Genomic DNA, 17,697 nt, shown 5'->3' with positions numbered 1-17,697 from the left:
TACTAAATATGGTCGAATGAGTTTTTTGCTAAGAAGGGAACAATATGAAGGAATAAACTTGCGGAGGTAATGAATATGTCGATTAAGCAGGCTTTCTCATCATCAGAACTAGGTACATTATGGATGGCATATCAACAAAATACGATGTTATCTAGGATACTGGATTACTTTATTAATAAGTCTGTAGATACAGATGCTTGGAGATCATGACTAATTTGCAGAAAGAAGTTGAGGTGTTTATAGAATTAACCGTTATATTTGAGGAAGATGGTGTGGTGGTACCAGTTGGGTATACGAAGTCTGATGTCCTATTAACGCACCAAATTTGTACGAACAAGATTTCGATATCGATTTTATCCGCATTATGAAAGCCGTTAGTATGGGATGCATGCACTTCATACTTGTATGGCTTACAGAGAGGACATCGTTAAATTATATCGGGATCTAACATCTATGACACAGAAATATTTTGACCAATGTACGGAATTTCTGTTAAGAAGAAGAACGCTAGTTAAACCACCACATATGACGATGCCTAATGAAGTAGAGTTTGCTACCAATCAAGATTACTTAAAAGGGATAAAATTAGTGGGCGACAAACGTACTTTAAATGCGGTAGAAGTGGCTTATCTTTATCATGCTGTTGAAAGCAATATTGTAGGAGCTAATTTGATCATGGGATTTGCCCATTCCGTTCCAGCTCTTGAAGTGGAACGATTACTTCATCTGTAACGCCCCCTTTTTCTGATAAGATAATGATGTATTGTACGAGCTTATTATGTAGTTTTTCTTTAGGTAGTAATGCATTTGGCACAAGTTTTAGTTTGCGGAATGACATTCCACCAGTTGTCGTATTAGCTGCTAAAGATATCTTTGATTATGCAACTGATGGAGCAAAGCTGATGGTTAAGCATGGATGGTTGGAAGAGCCTCCACAAATGGTAGACCGGAAAGAGTTAATTAACAAATAGGAGAATAAGTTGTTTGACATGGCCCCTCTCCTTAATCGATGAGGGGAAGGTCATTACCAATCAGTAAAACATCATAGTTGATGACCAGGTGAAAGCATTTCAGGAGACAGACACGTTCAGCAACTCCACCTCGTTTTTTCTCATTTTAGCTTATCACCCCACAACAAAACAACCAGACTCCATCTTCTAAGGATTCACGAACTAAAGTATTTCTGTAAGAGAATCATAAGGATTTAATTATTAGCCATAAGCTATTATTTTTGAAAAAATTATCGAATTATGTAGAAACTCCTCTATAATGATCATACATATATAGTTGTTTCTAGTGAGTTTTAAAAGGAGAGGCTTATGGAACGTTATCAAAAGAAATTTATCGAGCGTATGACGGAAACGATTGATAAATGGAAAAGTGAAAAGATGGTTTCACAAACAGCAGTTGTAAGATTTTTCCACACTGTGGTCGGAACTGGGGCGACTATTGGTCTACATGAATATGCGGATGCAGCAAAGGCACAGCTTGAAGTAGTGAAGGATGCAGGTAAAGAAAATGGTTGGACATATGACGAGTTACTTCCGATGCTAGTTAAGTTCCCCTCCAGTGAACAAGAAGTAAAAGAAGAAACAGAACAAGTGAATATAACAGTCGTAACCGAAGGGTTCAAACCACTGGTTTTGTTGATTGATGATGATCATGATTTCGTCAACTTCACAAAGAGACTGTTAGAACAAGAGGGATATGTGGTACTTGCAGCATTGACTGCAGAAAAAGGGCTTCAGTTATACATGAATCAACGCCCTGATTGCGTGATTCTCGATTTTGTTATTCCAGGAGTTCAGTCATTTGCATTATTAGAACAGCTATTAATCAAAGCAAAAAATGAATTTATTCCGGTTATGATGGTTAGTGCTGAAGATGACCCAGCAGTTATATTAGAAGCTTATCGAAAGGGAGTAACGGATTATTTTCTGAAACCCCTTCAGCAAGATGAGTTTCTTGTACGCTTAAAGAACAGACTCGATACAAGAATGGGTATCCAAAATTCTGTAATGATTGATGAATTGACGGGAGCTTTTTCACGACGATTCTTAGATATAGAAGCAAAACGTTTAATTGAAACGTATCATCGATATGGAGAACACTTTTCTGTAGCTTTACTCGATTTAGACCATTTTAAGCAAGTGAATGATACGTATGGTCATCCCGTTGGTGATCGAATTTTAGCAGAGTTTGTGCATTACTTAAATCAATCGAAACGTAAACTTGATATGGTCTTCCGTTTAGGGGGAGAAGAATTTCTGATGTTATTCCCTCACACTACCAAAGATCAGGCTCTAAAAACGTTAAACCGATTTTTAGAAGGTTTTCACGATATTGTTTTTCATGAAGCGGAGCAGAGTTTTCAGGTTACATTTTCAGCTGGCTTAACGGAAATGATAGAACAGACTCAAAGCCTTCAACCATTGATGGAAGAAGCGGATCAAGCCTTGTATGAAGCGAAAGGGAATGGACGAAATCAAGTAGCTGTTTATCAAGATTCTACGATTAAAAAGATTCATAATCAGGTTCATATCTATATTGTGGATGATGATCGAATTATACGCCAAGTTTTAACCGATAACATTCAGTCCTTAAAGGTAAAAGGTGTTGCGATTCATACTGAAAGTTTTCGGGAAGGGGAATCTTTCTTAGCATCAGATTGGTACAAACCAAGAGAACGCCATATTATTATTTTGGATCGGATTATGCCTCGAATGGATGGGCTAGAACTGGTGGCGAAAATTCGAGAAAAGTATCCACAAGGTAAAGTCGTCATTATGATGTTAACCGGAAGAACCAATGAAAAAGAAATCGTGAGGGCATTAGATCTTGGGGCTGATGACTATGTCACAAAACCATTTAAATTAGATGAATTATTAGCTAGGATAAAAAGATTGATCTATCGGTCAATCATATAAGTACTAGGAGGAGGAGACGATGACATATTTAATTTCGTTGATTATGATATTGTTCCTTCTGAACATTACACTCCTCATTTATTTGTTGATTCGCAAAAACTACCATCAGCGTAAACAAATTAGGAAAATGGAGTTAGAGAAAGAGGTAACCTTATTAATTGAAGAGATTGCTAGGAATAAACGTGAAGGGATTCCAAGTTCCGTTAAAAGATCTTTTTTGTTTTATGAAGTGCTACAAGAAATCATTAGTCATTATATCCAATTATTTAATGATCAGGAAACTAGTTCAGCTTTAAAGCAAGTAGCAAGTGATGAGTTATCGGTTTTGTATCGCAAGAAATTAAGAAAAGGTTCATGGAGTGAGCGAATGAATGTTTTATATTATATTGAAGATTTCGAAATGAAAGTCCTTCGAGGTGATCTTTGGTTGGAATATGAAACAAAAAAGCAAACAGAAGCAGAGAAATATCAAATTATTCGCGCATTAGCCACTCTTCATGATAAACGCTTATTAGATCAAATTAAAGGTTCGCCCGATTGGCCTTACTTCTTATTTAAAGAGTGCTTTAGAAGATATGGAGTTGAACCTCTACACTTTCTAATTGAAAATTGTTTAACAGATCTTTCAGAAAGAGTACAAGTCGCTTTATTAGATGTGGCCATTGAATCTAAGGACTTGAAACTAAGTTCTTTATTTGATGAATTGCTCTTGGCAGATTCACCTGAAGTTCGCATCAGAGCACTTAAAGCGATCTTTGTATTTGGAGCAACTTCAAAAGAACAAGAATTGGTTCAATTTCAATCGTCTGATCATTGGGTTGAGCGTATGTTATTTGCACGAATCGCTGGAAAACTTAAACTACAACGGTATTGTGAACTTTTGGTAAAACTTTTATCTGATTCTAGCTGGTGGGTTAGGCAAGCAGCAGCAGAGTCATTGGCTAGATATGAAAGTGGTTTATTTATTCTTGAGTTTGTCTATGAGACAAGTAAAGATAAATTTGCTAGAGATACGGCTTACCAATGGTTAGGAGAGGCGGTTGGACAAAATGTTGACAATGAATAGCATCTTCGATGGGTTTGGCCTTGCGATTTTTCTTTATATGGTAGGAGCATCTTTGTTTTATTTAGTCTTATTTATCTTTTCCTTTCTCGTTTTGCGCAGAGAAAAAGGGTTAAATAAAAAAGTTCCTTATGAAGATCTACTGATAAGTGATGATACTAAGCCAATTTCAATTCTTGTTCCTGCCTATAATGAAGAGTCGGGGATTGTAAGTAGTATCCGCTCACTACTAAGTATGAATTATAAGGAATATGAGATTATTGTCATTAATGATGGTTCAACCGATCAAACATTAGAAAAAATGATTAACTCTTATCAGATGACGGCTACAACTGTAACGATTCGAAAGCAGGTTCCGTCTAATGAAATCAAGACGGTTTATCAATCAACTCTTTTTGAGAACTTATTTTTAGTAGATAAAGTAAATGGGGGTAAATCCGATGCTTTGAATGCTGGCATAAATACTTCTCGTTTTCCTTATATTTGCACACTTGACGGTGATTCACTTCTTGAGCAAGATGCGCTTCTAAAAGTAATGAAGCCCATAATTGATTCGAATGAACAAGTAATTGCAACAGGTGGGAGTGTTCGGATTGCCAATGGTTGTGTAGTAGAAAAAGGAGAAGTTATGACTGTAAGCCTTCCTCGCAACCCCATTGTCATTATGCAAATCATTGAGTATTTACGTGCTTTTCTCATAGGGCGAATTGGTCTAAGTCGTTATAACTTGCTTCTCATTATTTCAGGTGCGTTTGGAGTATTCAATAAATCTTGGGTCATCAAAGCTGGAGGTTATGAACGAGGAACGGTTGGAGAAGATATGGAACTAGTCGTTCGTCTACATAAGCTTATAGTGGAAGAAAAATCAGATAAACAGCTTCAGTATATTCCAGACCCTGTTTGCTGGACTGAAGCACCTGACTCCATTTCGATTTTAAGTAGACAGAGGACTCGATGGCAACGAGGACTGTTTGAGACTTTGCGCACGCATAAAAATATGTTAATGAATCCAAAGTACAGAAAAGTTGGGCTTGTCTCAATGCCTTATTTTTTATTTATTGAACTTTTCGGTGCTGTCGTGGAAGGATTAGCGTATATATACATTATTTTAGGACTTTTCTTTTCATTTATCTCAATTGAAATTAGTCTTCTTCTACTTTTAGTTACGTGGTTCTATGGTTGTTATATATCGATGTGTGGTGTACTGCTTGAAGAATGGAGCTTAAGGCGTTATCCGAAGAAAAGACATTTACTCACACTTTTCGTTTATGCTAGTACGGAGATGTTTTGGTATCGCCCATTAACCGTTTGGTGGCGCTTAGAAGGAATTTGGCATGCCATAAATAAGCGTTCTGACTGGGGGATTATGACTAGAAAAGGAATCTCAAAGGACGATTAATAGAACGGAAAGTAAAATAATGAGAAAATTGCTGATTACGGATGATGAGGATGTATTACGAATGTTGATCGTCGATACTCTAGAGGATGAAGGGTTTGAGATTGATGAAGCGACTAATGGAGTAGAGGCATTAGAGCAACTTCAAGAAAAATAATTAAGTCCTGCTCATCCTCGAATATATGATGCCCAAACTGACTGGACTTGAAGTACTAAAAAAAGTAAGGAAAAATCCTTCTTCAAGCCATCAGAAAGTATTAATGTTAACAGCAAAGGGGCAAGCACAGGATAAGCAAGATATGCTAGATAGTGGTGCTGATTCTAATCTAATCAAGCCATTTAATCCAATGGAGTTAATAGATACCGTTCGTGACTTGCTAAAGGATAAAATTAGTTAATCTAAGTCAAGGAAACCAAATTGTATGATTCAAAAAGGGAAGCAGACTTTTTGAATCTTTTTTTATCTTCTGCTAAAAGCTGATAAGTCCATGATTGGAAAGAGATAGAGGTTATGCTACATTGTGATAAAACGCTTTCATTCTTGCGTGACGAGACTTTTACGAGGAGTGTTCATATGTCATTAGAAAATATAATTAGTCGAAATAAATTATTATCAAAATTAATCTGGTTTATGTTTGTTTTAGGGCTGGCTAGTAATTTTGCGAGCGGTGTTCCAACGGCCGGAATTCTAGCTTATTTGATTACAGGAATCCTATTAGCGGTTGTTATCACGTTAATAAGTTATCAACAATGGATTCCATCTACAGTTCCCTATATCGTGGCAATTTCCTTTGGAACTTTAATACTTGTTATGGGTTTAACTTCACCTAAATTATCAAACTACTTAATGGTTTATATTAGCTTAGCTATTGTCACACTCTATCATCATTATCTTGTCATTGCCTTATCAGGTGCAATTGGGCTTATATTAACAAATTATTTTTTTCTTACTTTAAATGAAACGATGTTCTTAGGTTTACAATCAGATGTATTAATCTCTTTAAATATATTTGTCGTTTTATTAACGTCAATACTAATAGCTCAAGCTAAAATCGGAGAACAGATGAAAATGGCGTTTGAAAATCAAGCGTTAGAAGCTTTAAAAGGAAAACAACATGTGTTGAAACTCTTGGAGAAAGTAACAGACTCGACAAAAATTATTCGTAATGTATCTATAAATGTTCAACAAGATGTTGAAGTAACTAGTTCAATATCAAATCAGCTTTTACAGACGTTTAAAGAAGTTTCAAAAGGAGTTGAACATCAAGCGGCTAGCGTAACAGATATGAATGAACAGATGTCCAAGCAATATGTAGCAGTCAAGGACGTCTCTCAACATGCAACAGAAATGAATGAAGCTGCTTCAGTAAGCTTAACTGAGACTAGGGCGAGCTACCAGGCGTTAAATAAGTTAACACAAGAAGTTAGTGATGTACAAAAAGTAGTTAATTCAACTACTGTAGTCATGAAAGACTTACAAGAGCAAACGCTAAACATTGGTTTGATCCTTCATGCAGTTGATCAAATAGCAGAGCAAACGAATTTACTGGCTTTAAATGCTACCATTGAAGCAGCACGAGCCGGAGAACATGGTAGAGGGTTTGCAGTAGTTGCTGATGAAGTTAGAAAGTTAGCGGTACATTCCCAACAATCTACAAAGCAGATAGCCGACATCCTCAGTGTAATTGAAGAAAGAACAGATAAGGTAGCAAATGAAATTGTCAGATGTGAGAAACTGATTAATAGTAGCAAAGCGAAGACGGAAGAAACCGAATTACAATTAGAAAGGGTGCTGAGTCAAATTGGACGAGTCGTTCAATCTTCAATTGGATTAGAACACCTTGTGAAACAGCTTGAGAAGTCGTCTCAAACCATAACATCTGAGCTTTCATCTGTCGCTAAAGTGACCGACGATTCAACTGCGATGGTAGAAGAAGTATTTGCATCGGTAGAGGAGCAGAATGGGTACATTACAATAATGAGTAATAGATTTAAAGAATTAGAAGTATTAAACAAAGATCTCATTGAGCTTGTACAATCTGTAGAGACATAATTACTTGGGTGATTCATTAAATACTATGTATTTCAGGATTGAACCTGTGGCTGTTACCGAATTGATGCTTGAATGGCGGTTAAAGGGCTCCTTTGATGTATCGAACTATTTAGGATCTAGTTCGTCGTAATCAATATGAAGTATTTCAAACGAAGAATTAAGTATGGAAACAAGATAAACGATAATTCAGACAAGCATTAAATCTGAAACATCTAAGTTCTACATGCATAAGGTGTAAGGGAAGCATGGATGTGGCCGCATTCATCTTCACCCTAGGGATAAAAAAGCGATTCAGTTTCGACTGAATTGCTTTTTTTATCCGGTAGTAATGACGAAAGATTATGTCGCTTAGTGACCATCAGTGAAGGTAATGATTTGCCATCAATGATATGAGCATTGGTTAACTTGGACAAATGCTGTATAAATGTCGGTTCCTATCTGTTAAATAATAGGTCTCCTACTCGATAAATATCTCAGGTTATGCTCATGTAAGAGGTATAATCATTGATGTAGGACCTTTCTTATTTAAATAGGTTAACTAGGTTTGAAGGTTAATTGTCTGATTTCTAATCCGGGAGCCAGAATTACAATATCAATATTCTTTAAAAATATAAACAACGGGGTCTAAAAGTAAATCCATGACAAAGGCAGCTCTAGCTCCAACAAAAGAAAAGGCAATCATTTTATATTTTGTGAGCTTTCTAGTAATATGTTTAGCAAGTACATGTGTAGTTGCAATAACCATTAGCCAAGCAAACCCAATCGTTAATGGAAGATCAAAAATAAAAAGTCCAAAATCTGGGTTGTAATAATAGTGACCAAAGAAAAGACCCAATGTGACTCCTAGCCACTCTACAAAGGTCGTGGAAAGTATTATGAAAATTGAAATGCCAGAGCCTATAACGGAGCCATAATTTCTTACAAAATAGGTACCACCTAGTAAGCATGCTAAGACAAGAAAAACGGCATTCGCCCATTCAAGTGAAGGGGGAAGTACATTAAAGGTTAATAGGATCACTCCACAGACATACCAAAAAATGAAGATTCGAAAAAGAATTAGGTCAAAGTAGTTTGGCCTAAAATACCTCCTCACATATAATTATAATGTTTTTTAATTTTTGTACAATATTTGCATAGTCAGAAAGGTAGGGAATACAATGAATGAACGTATTGTGATCGTTACGGGTGCAGGTCAAGGCCTAGGGGCATCTATTGCAAGAGAGTTCGGGAGAACAGGAGATATTGTGATCGTAACAGATGTAAGTGAAAGCCAAGCAAGGGAGACAGCCGCTCAGATTGTGAAAAGTGGAGGGGAAGCTCATGCTTTGTTGTGTGATGTTAGAAAGGAAGATCATATACGTGAATTGGTTAGTCATGTCGAATATCAGTTTGGACATATTGATGCATTAATAAATAACGCCGGGGTTTCTCGTTTTAAGTCGCCGTATGAGTTAACTATTGAAGAGTGGGATGACGTACAGAACACTAATGTAAGAAGCGTGTTTCTGTTCTCAAGAGAAGTGGCAAAAGTGATGCGAAAACATAGAAAAGGGTCGATTGTTAACATTGCATCAACCCGTGCAACAATGTCAGAACCTTTCTCTGAGGCTTATGCAGCATCGAAAGGAGCCATTTTGGCGTTAACTCACTCATTGGCTGCTTCTTTTCAAGAGGACGGAATTCAAGTCAATGCAATTAGCCCTGGCTGGATTCATACGGGAAAAATATCGGAGCTTCGTGAGGTCGATCATGAGCAGCACTTTTCTAAAAGAGTTGGAGAGCCTGGGGATATTGCAAGAGCTTGTCTATTCTTAACGGATGATCTAAATAACTTTATTAATGGTGAGAATTTGACCATTGATGGTGGAATGACACGAAAAATGATTTATGAGCATTAGAGATTTGGAACTGAAACTACTTAGCTCCTTTTTATATAGTCTAAAAAACCAGCTAATATATTAGCTGGTTTTAATGAATTAGGAAGCAAGTTTTTTCGCTTCTGTCTGTGAAGATGATAATGATAAAACGGAGCGTTGCTTATAGTAGGCATAGACAAAAAATATAGCTACCAAGACATAACCAATTGTAAAATCAGGAGCTGCATTTAATGCCAAACGAGGTGCATGCATAAAGCCTACAAACGATAGTAGTGCAGCGATGATTGAAAAGACGATTGCTTGCTTAAAGTTCTTATCAATGATGGCAACGGTCATTGCCCCAAGTAAAATCGCAGTAAACATTGCCCCTTGTCCTAGTGGAACAATCCCTGCAGAAATATTAGCTACAACTTCACCAGCTGCGTTGTTAAAGCGAGTCATGACGTAGTTAGCTAGATAAGGAAGCATCGCAATCGCAACAGCTGGATAATACTTTTTATCATTCGATAGAAAGGCTGTACCAACCATCGACATCCCAACAAAAACTAGAATAGGAGCAACAGCAGCAAGTGGAATAATAGCTGAAAATGCAGCAATCACACCAGTCATCGCAGCGAGTCCAAATACTACTGCATTTAAGATACTATAACCACGACCAGCTCCCATTTGTTTAGAACCTACTGTAGCAATGTAAACAGTTGTTGGGAAAAGCCCCCCGAAGAAAGCACCAATCATTGTACCAGCTCCATCTACAGCTTGACATTCACGAACATCATAAGAATCACCTGCTGCGGCCATGGCATCAACATTGTTCATTGTTTCAATCGCATTATATAATGTAATCGGAATTAAAACGGCTAAGATCCCAATAAGTGCACCAAATAAGTAAGTAAGTCCTTCAAAAGGAGCAAGAGTTGGAAGGATTGGATAAAAGCCAATGTTAGAAAGTCCTTCATTAATTTGAGCAGGTGACTGATAGCCTAAAGCAAAGGCTAAAATGGTTCCTGCAAGTACCGCAAAAAGAGAAGCTGGAATATTAAATGGCATCGCGATTTTAGCAACGATCCCTACTAGAATAATGGCTAAAGATACAAGGCCAACAACTGGAATAGAAAAGGTATTAAAAAGCATTTCACCAGCAACGAATGTTAAAGCAACACCAGCAATCGCACCAAGCATTGCTGCACGAGGCAAACGGTCGCGTACCCAATTTCCACTAAAGCTAACTAACAATTCAACTAATCCACTAAGTAAAGCAGCAGCTACCCCAATTTTCCAAGCAAGTTCTGGGTCACCTGTTAACGCATTAGCAGGTGCGAGGACGCCAAATAAGAAAACAAACATAACAGGTGTACTTATTCCATAGGAAAGAGCGGTGACATCCGTTCTACCTTCTTTTAAAGCTAATCGTTTAGCCATATGAGCATAGTAAAGATTTCCCACCATAACGGCTACCGCAGCACCAGGAATGACTTTTCCAAAAACGATGCTTGCAGGAAAGCCCATTCCAAGCATTGATACAGCAATGACAACAAAGTTAGCTAAATTATTTTGAAATAGTGCGAAAAAAGCATCTGTATCCTCTTTTTTATATAATGGATAATGAATGGATTTTGTGCTCATGTTGTTCTCTCCCTATCTGTTAGTAGTAACAAGTTCGTCTACGAAAGTGACATGTCCATTTTCTAATGAATGAATACGTGCTAACGATTCAACTCGATAGCCTGCCTTTTCCAACTGATTCCTTCCATCTTGGAATGACTTTTCAATTACAATCCCGATGCCTGCCATGTTTGCCCCTGCTTGCTTCACAATATTTATTAAACCTAATGCAGCCTGCCCGTTTGCTAGAAAGTCATCAAGAATCAAAACGGTATCGTTCTCGTTTATAAAATCTTTTGATACTGTAATTTCATTAGTTTCTTGTTTCGTAAATGAATATACTTTGCTTACATAAACGTTTTCGTTCATTGTTAGAGATTTTTTCTTCCTAGCGAAAATGAGTGGAGTTCCTAAATCGGCTGCTGTCATAAAACTAGGAGCAATTCCTGAAGATTCAATCGTGAGAACCTTTGTGATCCCCTCTTCTTTAAATAGCTGTGCAAACTCTTTACCTACTGCTGCCATTAAATCAACATCAATCTGATGATTTAAAAATGTATCGACTTTTAGTACTTCATTTGATAAAACGTTTCCACGCTCACGAATGGCTTGTTTTAGCCGTTCCATGTGAGTCTCCCCCTTTTTAAATAAAAAACCCGAATATCAAGGTTCCTCCATAACGAGTGACCATGACATTCGGGTTTTGTTTTAGACAAAACAAAAAAGTCAAAGAATCACTCGTAGTCAAGCCATTTACGGTAGCTTGGTAGAGACTTTCGGGCCATATTCCCGCGATTATACGAGTTCATATTTATTAGATGTTTGTTTATAGGGGTAAGTATAGATGAAAAAAGGTTGAAATGGAAGGTTTTTTTAAAAAAACACGAATAAAAAAAACCATTTTCATGAGTTTATTCGTTAATTGAAGGTTTTTGTGTGTGGATGAGGTATTTAGAGGAAGAAATGGAAAAACAATCATTGTATCGATCTAATATCCCTCTTTGTACGATTTCATTCTTAAGTAAGAGGATAAATTCTTCATCTAATTGTAAGGCAATTGATTGCTGATAAGAATCAAGAATGAATTGGTCATCTAATAGGTGTAGCATGCTATTCCTCCTTCCATATATATTTGTTTTATGTATTTTACTTTAAATATGCAATTTTTCATAGTATAATTGTATGAATTTTTAACAAACTTTTCGTTTGTAACGAATATGAAGTTCAAAATCATAGTTCTTATAGATTATATAAAAGGAACAAAGACTGCAATTTAGCAAGCTACAATAGTTGCAGTCTCATTTTGTTGTTCTAAAGTTTATCGAACATTAATTAGCAAACGTAAGCAGAACCTACAATTACTAATAAAATGAATAATACGACAATTAGAGTAAATCCACCTTTATATCCATAGCTCATTTTTTTCATCTCCTTTCTTACTTCTCGCTATATTATATGAAGGGAGACAAAAGGCGTATGGGCAAACGTATAGAGCAAGAAATATTTTAAAAGTGTAGCAAGAGTTTTAGATGAACAGCTACTGGGTAAAGTAAAGTAAGCCTTAATTGACTTTGGTATTCACTCATACTAAAATAACACTATACATTTTTGAATATCGGATTGTTACTGAGTAATATCAGGCAAGACTTAAATTCAAGAGGGGCTTATAGAGGTGCCCCCTGTTTTTAAGTCTTTTTTTTCGATGTATTCATGAAAGGGGAAAGACATGTTAAAAAAATTATTTGGTCTTGGAAAAAAAGAAGCAACACCGATTCAACCTCAAGAGGAAGTCATACATGCACCATTGACGGGTAAACTACTGGCTATAGAGGAAGTCCCAGACCCTACTTTTGCACAAAAAATGATGGGCGATGGTTTGGCCATTGTTCCTACAGAAGGTAAAGTGGTTGCACCAGTGACAGGTGAAGTGATTCAAGTTTTTCCAACTAAGCATGCAATTGGTATTAAAACAATTGGAGGCCTAGAAATATTGCTTCATATTGGACTGGAAACAGTCAATATGAAAGGAGAAGGATTTACTACTCATATAAAAGAAGGAGATCAAGTGAAAGTAGGAGACCTACTCGTTGATTTCGATTTAGCATTGGTTGAAGGAAGGGCTGCAAGTACGATTACCCCGATTGTAATAACGAACATGGAGCTAATTGAGAGCATGAAAAAGGAAGAAATAAATGAGGTAGTTGCAGGAGAAACTCCAGTATTATCGATTAAATATAGTGGTTAGACCATACAAGAGGATGACTCAAAAAAAAAACACATTAACCTTTTTTTGAGTCATCACCTCATTAATGTCCATGTGGGGAGCTAAGAAAAATGAGGATTAATCGAATATTAAATAATAATGTGGTTGTCGTTAAAGAAGATAATGAAGAGATTATTGTGATGGGTTCTGGGATTGCTTTTAGAAAAAGTAGGAATGATATTATCGCACCAGATAAAATTGAAAAGGTTTTTGTGATGAAGGATAAAGGAGAATATGAAAAGTTCACGCAAATTATTGATCAATTGCCTGAAGCACATATTATTGTAACAGAAGAGATTATTACACAGGCTGAAAAAACACTCAAAACGAAGTTGAACGAACATATTCATGTTGCGTTAACAGACCATGTTTCCTTTGCAATTGAGCGAGTAAAACAAGGATATCAAATACAAAATAAATTATTAAATGAAATTAGAGTTTTATATGCAGCGGAGTTTGAAATTGGACTTTGGGCGATAAGACATATTGAAGATAAGTTATTGATACACTTACCTGAAGATGAAGCGGGACATATTGCACTTCATATTCATACAGCCAAAATGAACGGAACAACGATGAACCAAGCCATGAACACAACTTCAATATTAAATGATCTTATTGTAAAAATTGAACAGAAGCTTAAAGTGAAAGTAGAACAGGACTCCATTTCATATCAAAGACTGCTCACGCATTTGAACTTTGCATTGAGACGTGTAGCGGAAGGTCAGCTTACGCAGGACGTAGATGAGGATATGCATCATTTAGTGAAAGAAAAGCATAAAACTGCTTATCAGGTTTCAGTAGAATTAGCAGAGTATTTAGATGCAGCATATAATTATACACTTCCTACTTCAGAACTCGTATATTTAAGTCTACATATTCAAAGAATTGAGCGTAATAAAAAAGGCGGGGTGGAAGAATGAGCGGAATAATTAGTCTAGGAGAAGCATTAATTGACTTTATCCCTTTAGACTCTGAAAACGTAACGTACCAAAAAAGTCCAGGAGGAGCACCAGCGAATGTAGCAGTAGCATTAGCTAAACTAGGAGCTAAGTCAAGTTTCTTAGGAAAAGTAGGTGAAGATGTTCTTGGGACTTTTATGAGGGAGACGTTAAATAGCCATGGTGTTGATACCACTAACATGTTGATGACAAATGAAGCGAGAACAGGGGTCGTTTTTGTCACACTTGACCCAACTGGTGAACGTAACTTCAGCTTTTATATCGACCCTAGTGCAGATCGTTTTTTAACAAAAGAAGAATTAGATTCAACCTTGTTTAATACAAATAATATCCTTCATTTTGGTTCCATTTCGATGATTAGTGAGCCGAGTAAGACAGCAACGTTAGAAGCGGTAAAGCTAGCAAAGAAAAACAATTTAATTGTCTCTTATGATCCTAATTTGCGCTTGGGTTTATGGCCTTCTGAAGAACAAGCTAGAGAAACCATCTTATCCATGATGTCAGAGGCCGATGTCGTGAAAATCTCAGATGAAGAACTTGCCTTCCTAACTGGAGAAACGTTACTTGAGAAAGGGATAAAGAAATTAAATTCTTATAAAATCCCCGTACTACTCGTTACATATGGTGGAGCTGGTAGTTATATACATCTAAACAATCAAACAGTTCACGTTCCGGCGATGAAGGTTCAAACGGTTGATACGACGGGTGCAGGAGATGCATTTGTCTCTGGCATTCTCTATCATTTAAATAAAGAAAAGTCTATGGAACAGATCTCTATAGAGCGATGGAAAGAAATTGTTACGTTTGCATCTGTATCTGGAGCACTCGCTGCGTCTACACATGGAGCAATGACTGCCTTGCCAACATTGGCAGATGTATTGGCAAAATTAGATCAAGTAAAATAGAGCTTTGTTTGAGACCATCGCTAAATAAGTGATGTTTCATTACTAGAGGTACAAGTGACTAAGAGTTGTACCTCTTTTTGTTGTGGATTTTGTAAGAGCCATGTATCTTAGGAGGAAAAACTAATCATTGATATGTGAAACAAGTTGTATATTAAGGGAAATTATGTATAATTAATTTAAGAATTATGTGAATATTTCTACTAATGAACTTGACACTTGAATATAATTTGTTCAAGGAGGGATGCAATAGAGAGAAGGATATTGAATTGGTTTTAATGGGAGATAGAAGAATGGGATCGTATGTAATGTTTAATCAAAATTTTCGATTTAAATTAAGTTAGTTAGAGATAGGTGGTTTTAGTATGACTGAAACATTGTCAAAGAAATTCGTAAATGAAATGGCAAACCAATATACCCTACAATTTAATGTTTATCGTGATGAAGCAATTGGCTCCATTCCTTTGGATTTCTATGCTGAGTTTCAGAGAAGAGATGAGAAATATTTAATGAGTAAATCGATTAAAGTTTGGGGAGTAGAAGTACAGCAATATGCATTTGTGACACAGCTAGATGAAGTTAATAAAGAATCGATTCAGCATTTTGCATCTGAAATCGACCGTCATATCCCGAGTTTTGTCCCAAAGAAACAAGATCACATGGCTACTTATTTTGTTGGAGTGATCGTAACAAATGAGTCGATCAATCATGAAATCATGAAACAAATCAAGAGGTCAAGAAAGATTCAATTCTTAAAATACGGGTGGCATGGCTGGGCTGATCGTTATATCGCCGTTGTTAGTTTAAAAGATAATCGTGTCTATGTACACAAAAAGGGTAGAGAATTTGTTACAGCTTTTGAAAACGCTTTATTGAAGGGGGATGTAAAGGTATGAACTTTTTAACTTTATTATTAATTGCCGGTGTTATTTTATTATTAGCTTATCGTATTTATGGAAAGTTCCTTGAAAAAGAAATGAAGGTTGATCCCAATCGTGTGACACCAGCGAACGAGATCAATGACGGAATCGAATACGTTCCAGCTAGAAAACCCGTGTTGCTTGGTCATCATTTTGCAACTATTGCTGGAGGTGGACCAATTACAGGGCCTGTTGCTGCTGTCGTGTTTGGATGGCTTCCTGCAGTCATTTGGATTATTGTCGGTAGTATTTTTATTGGTGGGGTTCATGATTATACGTCGCTACAAGCATCGATACGTCATAAAGCTAAGTCAATTGGTGGGATCATTAAAGAGTATATGGGTGGTCGAGGTCAGGTCTTATTCTTAACTTTCTCTATTGCGACACTTATTCTCATTGTTGGTGTATTTATGATTTTAGTAGCGAATACATTTGTAGCTGTACCTGAAGCAGCAACTGCATCGATCTTGTTTCTAGGGATTGCACTTGTGTTTGGTTTTTTAGTCAACCAATTAAGAATGAACCTTGTAATTGCTAGTATCGTAGGGGTTGCAGCGATGTTAGTTTCAATCTGGATTGGAATTAGTTTCCCTATTCACCTTAGTGCAACAACTTGGTCATTAATTCTTCTTGGATACGCCTATCTTGCATCTGTTATGCCTGTTTGGCTCTTGCTTCAGCCACGAGATTATTTAAATGCCTTTTTACTATATGGAATGATTATTGGAGCGACTGTGGGTATTTTAATTGCTTCTCCAACGATTCAAATGCCAGCTTATACTGGTTTTAGACATGAAACAATGGGCTTTTTATTTCCTATTTTATTTATTACGATTGCGTGCGGAGCTATTTCAGGCTTCCATTCACTTGTTTCATCTGGAACGACTGCTAAACAACTTGATAATGAAAAGAACGGTAAATTTATTGCTTATGGCGGGATGTTATTAGAGGCATTTCTAGCCATAATTGCTATTGGATCAGTAGCCTATTTAACTCAAGCTGATTTCGCAGCGAGAATGGATGCATTAGGTGGCCCAATCGGAACTTTTTCTGCAGGTATCGGATACTTCATGTCATTCTGGGGGATTCCAGAGCAAACAGCCGTGACTTTTACAGCTTTAACGGCATCAGCGTTTTTACTGACAACACTTGATTCAGCTACTCGCTTAATGCGTTATGCCGTTCAAGAAATTACAGAAGACCGAGCCCCTAAATGGTTCCAAAACAGCCATGTCGCTACGACAACAGGTTTAGTTGGGGCAGCGGCACTAGCATTAACTGGAAGTTGGCAACAAGTATGGCCTTTATTCGGATCAGCCAACCAAATGTTAGGAGCACTAGCTTTGCTTTCTGTTGCGGTATGGTTAAAGAAAACAGGCGCAAGAAACTTCTATGTGGTTATTCCGATGGTCTTTATGTTCATCGTTACCGTAGCTGCTCTAGGAGTTCTAATGTATAACAACTTTATCGCGGGTAATTGGTTCCTGTTTGGCTCGGCATTTGTCTTATTCATTCTATGTGCATTCTTAGCAATTGAAGGATGGAGATCAATGACTGAGGAAGAGCAAGATAGAACTGTAAAAATGTAGAAATTATTCTTTTTACAGGTAATGGGTTGATATGACTAGACGTCAACATTGCGCTGAGAGAACTCAGCGCTTTTTTAATACTTTAAGCAGGTTGTTATTGAAATAAATGATGCTGTGATATAGTAGATTCACTATTACTATTA

At 36.8% G+C, this 17,697-nt stretch carries 21 protein-coding genes and 1 riboswitch; of the genes, 16 read left to right on the top strand and 5 right to left on the bottom strand.

Translation table 11 applies throughout. The features are described from left to right. The first annotated feature begins 75 nt into the window (after window positions 1-75). The 10 genes from PQ474_RS26370 (at window position 76) to PQ474_RS05930 (ending at window position 7,439) form a co-directional block, all read left to right on the top strand. Window positions 76-210 (top strand): hypothetical protein, encoded by a 135-nt coding sequence (locus PQ474_RS26370; protein WP_337956333.1) that lies wholly within the window; start codon window positions 76-78, stop codon window positions 208-210. Continuing rightward, a complete protein-coding gene (locus tag PQ474_RS26365) occupies window positions 207-368 on the top strand; it encodes a hypothetical protein (protein ID WP_337956332.1) in 162 nt (53 codons plus the stop codon). Before PQ474_RS26370 ends, PQ474_RS26365 begins: the two co-directional genes overlap by 4 nt. An 85-nt stretch (window positions 369-453) precedes the next feature. Further along, window positions 454-732 carry a YvdQ family spore coat protein gene (locus PQ474_RS26360; protein WP_337956331.1) on the top strand — a complete coding sequence of 93 codons (279 nt, stop codon included), beginning with the start codon at window positions 454-456 and terminating at the stop codon, window positions 730-732. Window positions 733-755: 23 nt separating this feature from the next. Then, window positions 756-971: a DUF3231 family protein gene (locus PQ474_RS26355; RefSeq protein ID WP_337956330.1), complete on the top strand. Its 216-nt coding sequence runs from the start codon at window positions 756-758 to the stop codon at window positions 969-971. A gap of 348 nt (window positions 972-1,319) precedes the next feature. Beyond that, window positions 1,320-2,927 carry a GGDEF domain-containing response regulator gene (locus tag PQ474_RS05950; protein ID WP_273841121.1) on the top strand — a complete coding sequence of 536 codons (1,608 nt, stop codon included), beginning with the start codon at window positions 1,320-1,322 and terminating at the stop codon, window positions 2,925-2,927. Between the two features lie 19 nt (window positions 2,928-2,946). Next, a complete protein-coding gene (locus tag PQ474_RS05945) occupies window positions 2,947-3,993 on the top strand; it encodes a HEAT repeat domain-containing protein (protein ID WP_273841120.1) in 1,047 nt (348 codons plus the stop codon). Continuing rightward, window positions 3,977-5,389, top strand: coding sequence for a glycosyltransferase family 2 protein (locus PQ474_RS05940; protein ID WP_273841349.1), 1,413 nt, complete (start codon window positions 3,977-3,979; stop codon window positions 5,387-5,389). The genes PQ474_RS05945 and PQ474_RS05940 overlap by 17 nt, the downstream gene beginning before the upstream one ends. A gap of 19 nt (window positions 5,390-5,408) precedes the next feature. Next, window positions 5,409-5,543: a hypothetical protein gene (locus PQ474_RS26350; RefSeq protein WP_337956329.1), complete on the top strand. Its 135-nt coding sequence runs from the start codon at window positions 5,409-5,411 to the stop codon at window positions 5,541-5,543. Window positions 5,544-5,568: 25 nt separating this feature from the next. Beyond that, on the top strand, window positions 5,569-5,784 hold the full coding sequence (locus PQ474_RS26345; protein ID WP_337956328.1) for a response regulator transcription factor: 216 nt from the start codon (window positions 5,569-5,571) through the stop codon (window positions 5,782-5,784). Between the two features lie 176 nt (window positions 5,785-5,960). Then, window positions 5,961-7,439 carry a methyl-accepting chemotaxis protein gene (locus tag PQ474_RS05930; protein WP_273841119.1) on the top strand — a complete coding sequence of 493 codons (1,479 nt, stop codon included), beginning with the start codon at window positions 5,961-5,963 and terminating at the stop codon, window positions 7,437-7,439. A gap of 592 nt (window positions 7,440-8,031) precedes the next feature. Here PQ474_RS05930 and PQ474_RS05925 read toward each other — a convergent pair. Beyond that, window positions 8,032-8,457, bottom strand: a complete 426-nt coding sequence (locus PQ474_RS05925; protein WP_273841118.1) for a carotenoid biosynthesis protein — start codon at window positions 8,455-8,457, stop codon at window positions 8,032-8,034. A gap of 139 nt (window positions 8,458-8,596) precedes the next feature. Between PQ474_RS05925 and PQ474_RS05920 the strand changes: the two genes are divergently transcribed. Continuing rightward, window positions 8,597-9,337: an SDR family NAD(P)-dependent oxidoreductase gene (locus PQ474_RS05920; protein ID WP_273841117.1), complete on the top strand. Its 741-nt coding sequence runs from the start codon at window positions 8,597-8,599 to the stop codon at window positions 9,335-9,337. A 78-nt stretch (window positions 9,338-9,415) separates the two neighbouring features. Here the strand turns inward: PQ474_RS05920 and PQ474_RS05915 are convergent, their stop codons facing one another. From PQ474_RS05915 to PQ474_RS05900, 4 genes are all read right to left on the bottom strand, one after another. Further along, window positions 9,416-10,939, bottom strand: a complete 1,524-nt coding sequence (locus PQ474_RS05915; RefSeq protein WP_273841116.1) for a SulP family inorganic anion transporter — start codon at window positions 10,937-10,939, stop codon at window positions 9,416-9,418. 12 nt (window positions 10,940-10,951) lie between these two features. After that, window positions 10,952-11,545: a xanthine phosphoribosyltransferase gene (locus tag PQ474_RS05910; RefSeq protein ID WP_273841115.1), complete on the bottom strand. Its 594-nt coding sequence runs from the start codon at window positions 11,543-11,545 to the stop codon at window positions 10,952-10,954. A 94-nt stretch (window positions 11,546-11,639) separates the two neighbouring features. Next, window positions 11,640-11,741: riboswitch (purine riboswitch) on the bottom strand. 88 nt (window positions 11,742-11,829) lie between these two features. Further along, complete coding sequence (gene sda, locus PQ474_RS05905) at window positions 11,830-12,027, bottom strand: sporulation histidine kinase inhibitor Sda (protein ID WP_273841114.1); 198 nt, start codon at window positions 12,025-12,027, stop codon at window positions 11,830-11,832. A gap of 223 nt (window positions 12,028-12,250) precedes the next feature. Then, a complete protein-coding gene (locus tag PQ474_RS05900) occupies window positions 12,251-12,337 on the bottom strand; it encodes a YjcZ family sporulation protein (RefSeq protein WP_273841347.1) in 87 nt (28 codons plus the stop codon). 307 nt (window positions 12,338-12,644) lie between these two features. On the opposite strand from PQ474_RS05900, the gene PQ474_RS05895 reads away from it, so the two are divergent. The 5 genes from PQ474_RS05895 to PQ474_RS05875 all read left to right on the top strand — a co-directional run bounded on the left by PQ474_RS05895 (window position 12,645) and on the right by PQ474_RS05875 (window position 17,554). After that, complete coding sequence (locus PQ474_RS05895; RefSeq protein ID WP_273841113.1) at window positions 12,645-13,163, top strand: PTS sugar transporter subunit IIA; 519 nt, start codon at window positions 12,645-12,647, stop codon at window positions 13,161-13,163. Between the two features lie 89 nt (window positions 13,164-13,252). Continuing rightward, a complete protein-coding gene (locus tag PQ474_RS05890; protein WP_273841112.1) occupies window positions 13,253-14,104 on the top strand; it encodes a PRD domain-containing protein in 852 nt (283 codons plus the stop codon). Further along, window positions 14,101-15,048, top strand: coding sequence for an aminoimidazole riboside kinase (locus PQ474_RS05885; RefSeq protein ID WP_273841111.1), 948 nt, complete (start codon window positions 14,101-14,103; stop codon window positions 15,046-15,048). The genes PQ474_RS05890 and PQ474_RS05885 overlap by 4 nt, the downstream gene beginning before the upstream one ends. A 362-nt stretch (window positions 15,049-15,410) precedes the next feature. Next, on the top strand, window positions 15,411-15,941 hold the full coding sequence (locus tag PQ474_RS05880; RefSeq protein ID WP_273841110.1) for a DUF8052 family protein: 531 nt from the start codon (window positions 15,411-15,413) through the stop codon (window positions 15,939-15,941). Further along, window positions 15,938-17,554: a carbon starvation CstA family protein gene (locus PQ474_RS05875; RefSeq protein ID WP_273841109.1), complete on the top strand. Its 1,617-nt coding sequence runs from the start codon at window positions 15,938-15,940 to the stop codon at window positions 17,552-17,554. Before PQ474_RS05880 ends, PQ474_RS05875 begins: the two co-directional genes overlap by 4 nt. The last annotated feature ends 143 nt before the right edge of the window (window positions 17,555-17,697 follow it).

The sequence above is a fragment of the Halalkalibacter alkalisediminis genome, assembly GCF_028610705.1.
GTDB lineage: Bacteria > Bacillota > Bacilli > Bacillales > Bacillaceae_D > Halalkalibacter > Halalkalibacter alkalisediminis.
This window is presented reverse-complemented; position numbering and strand designations above follow the sequence as displayed.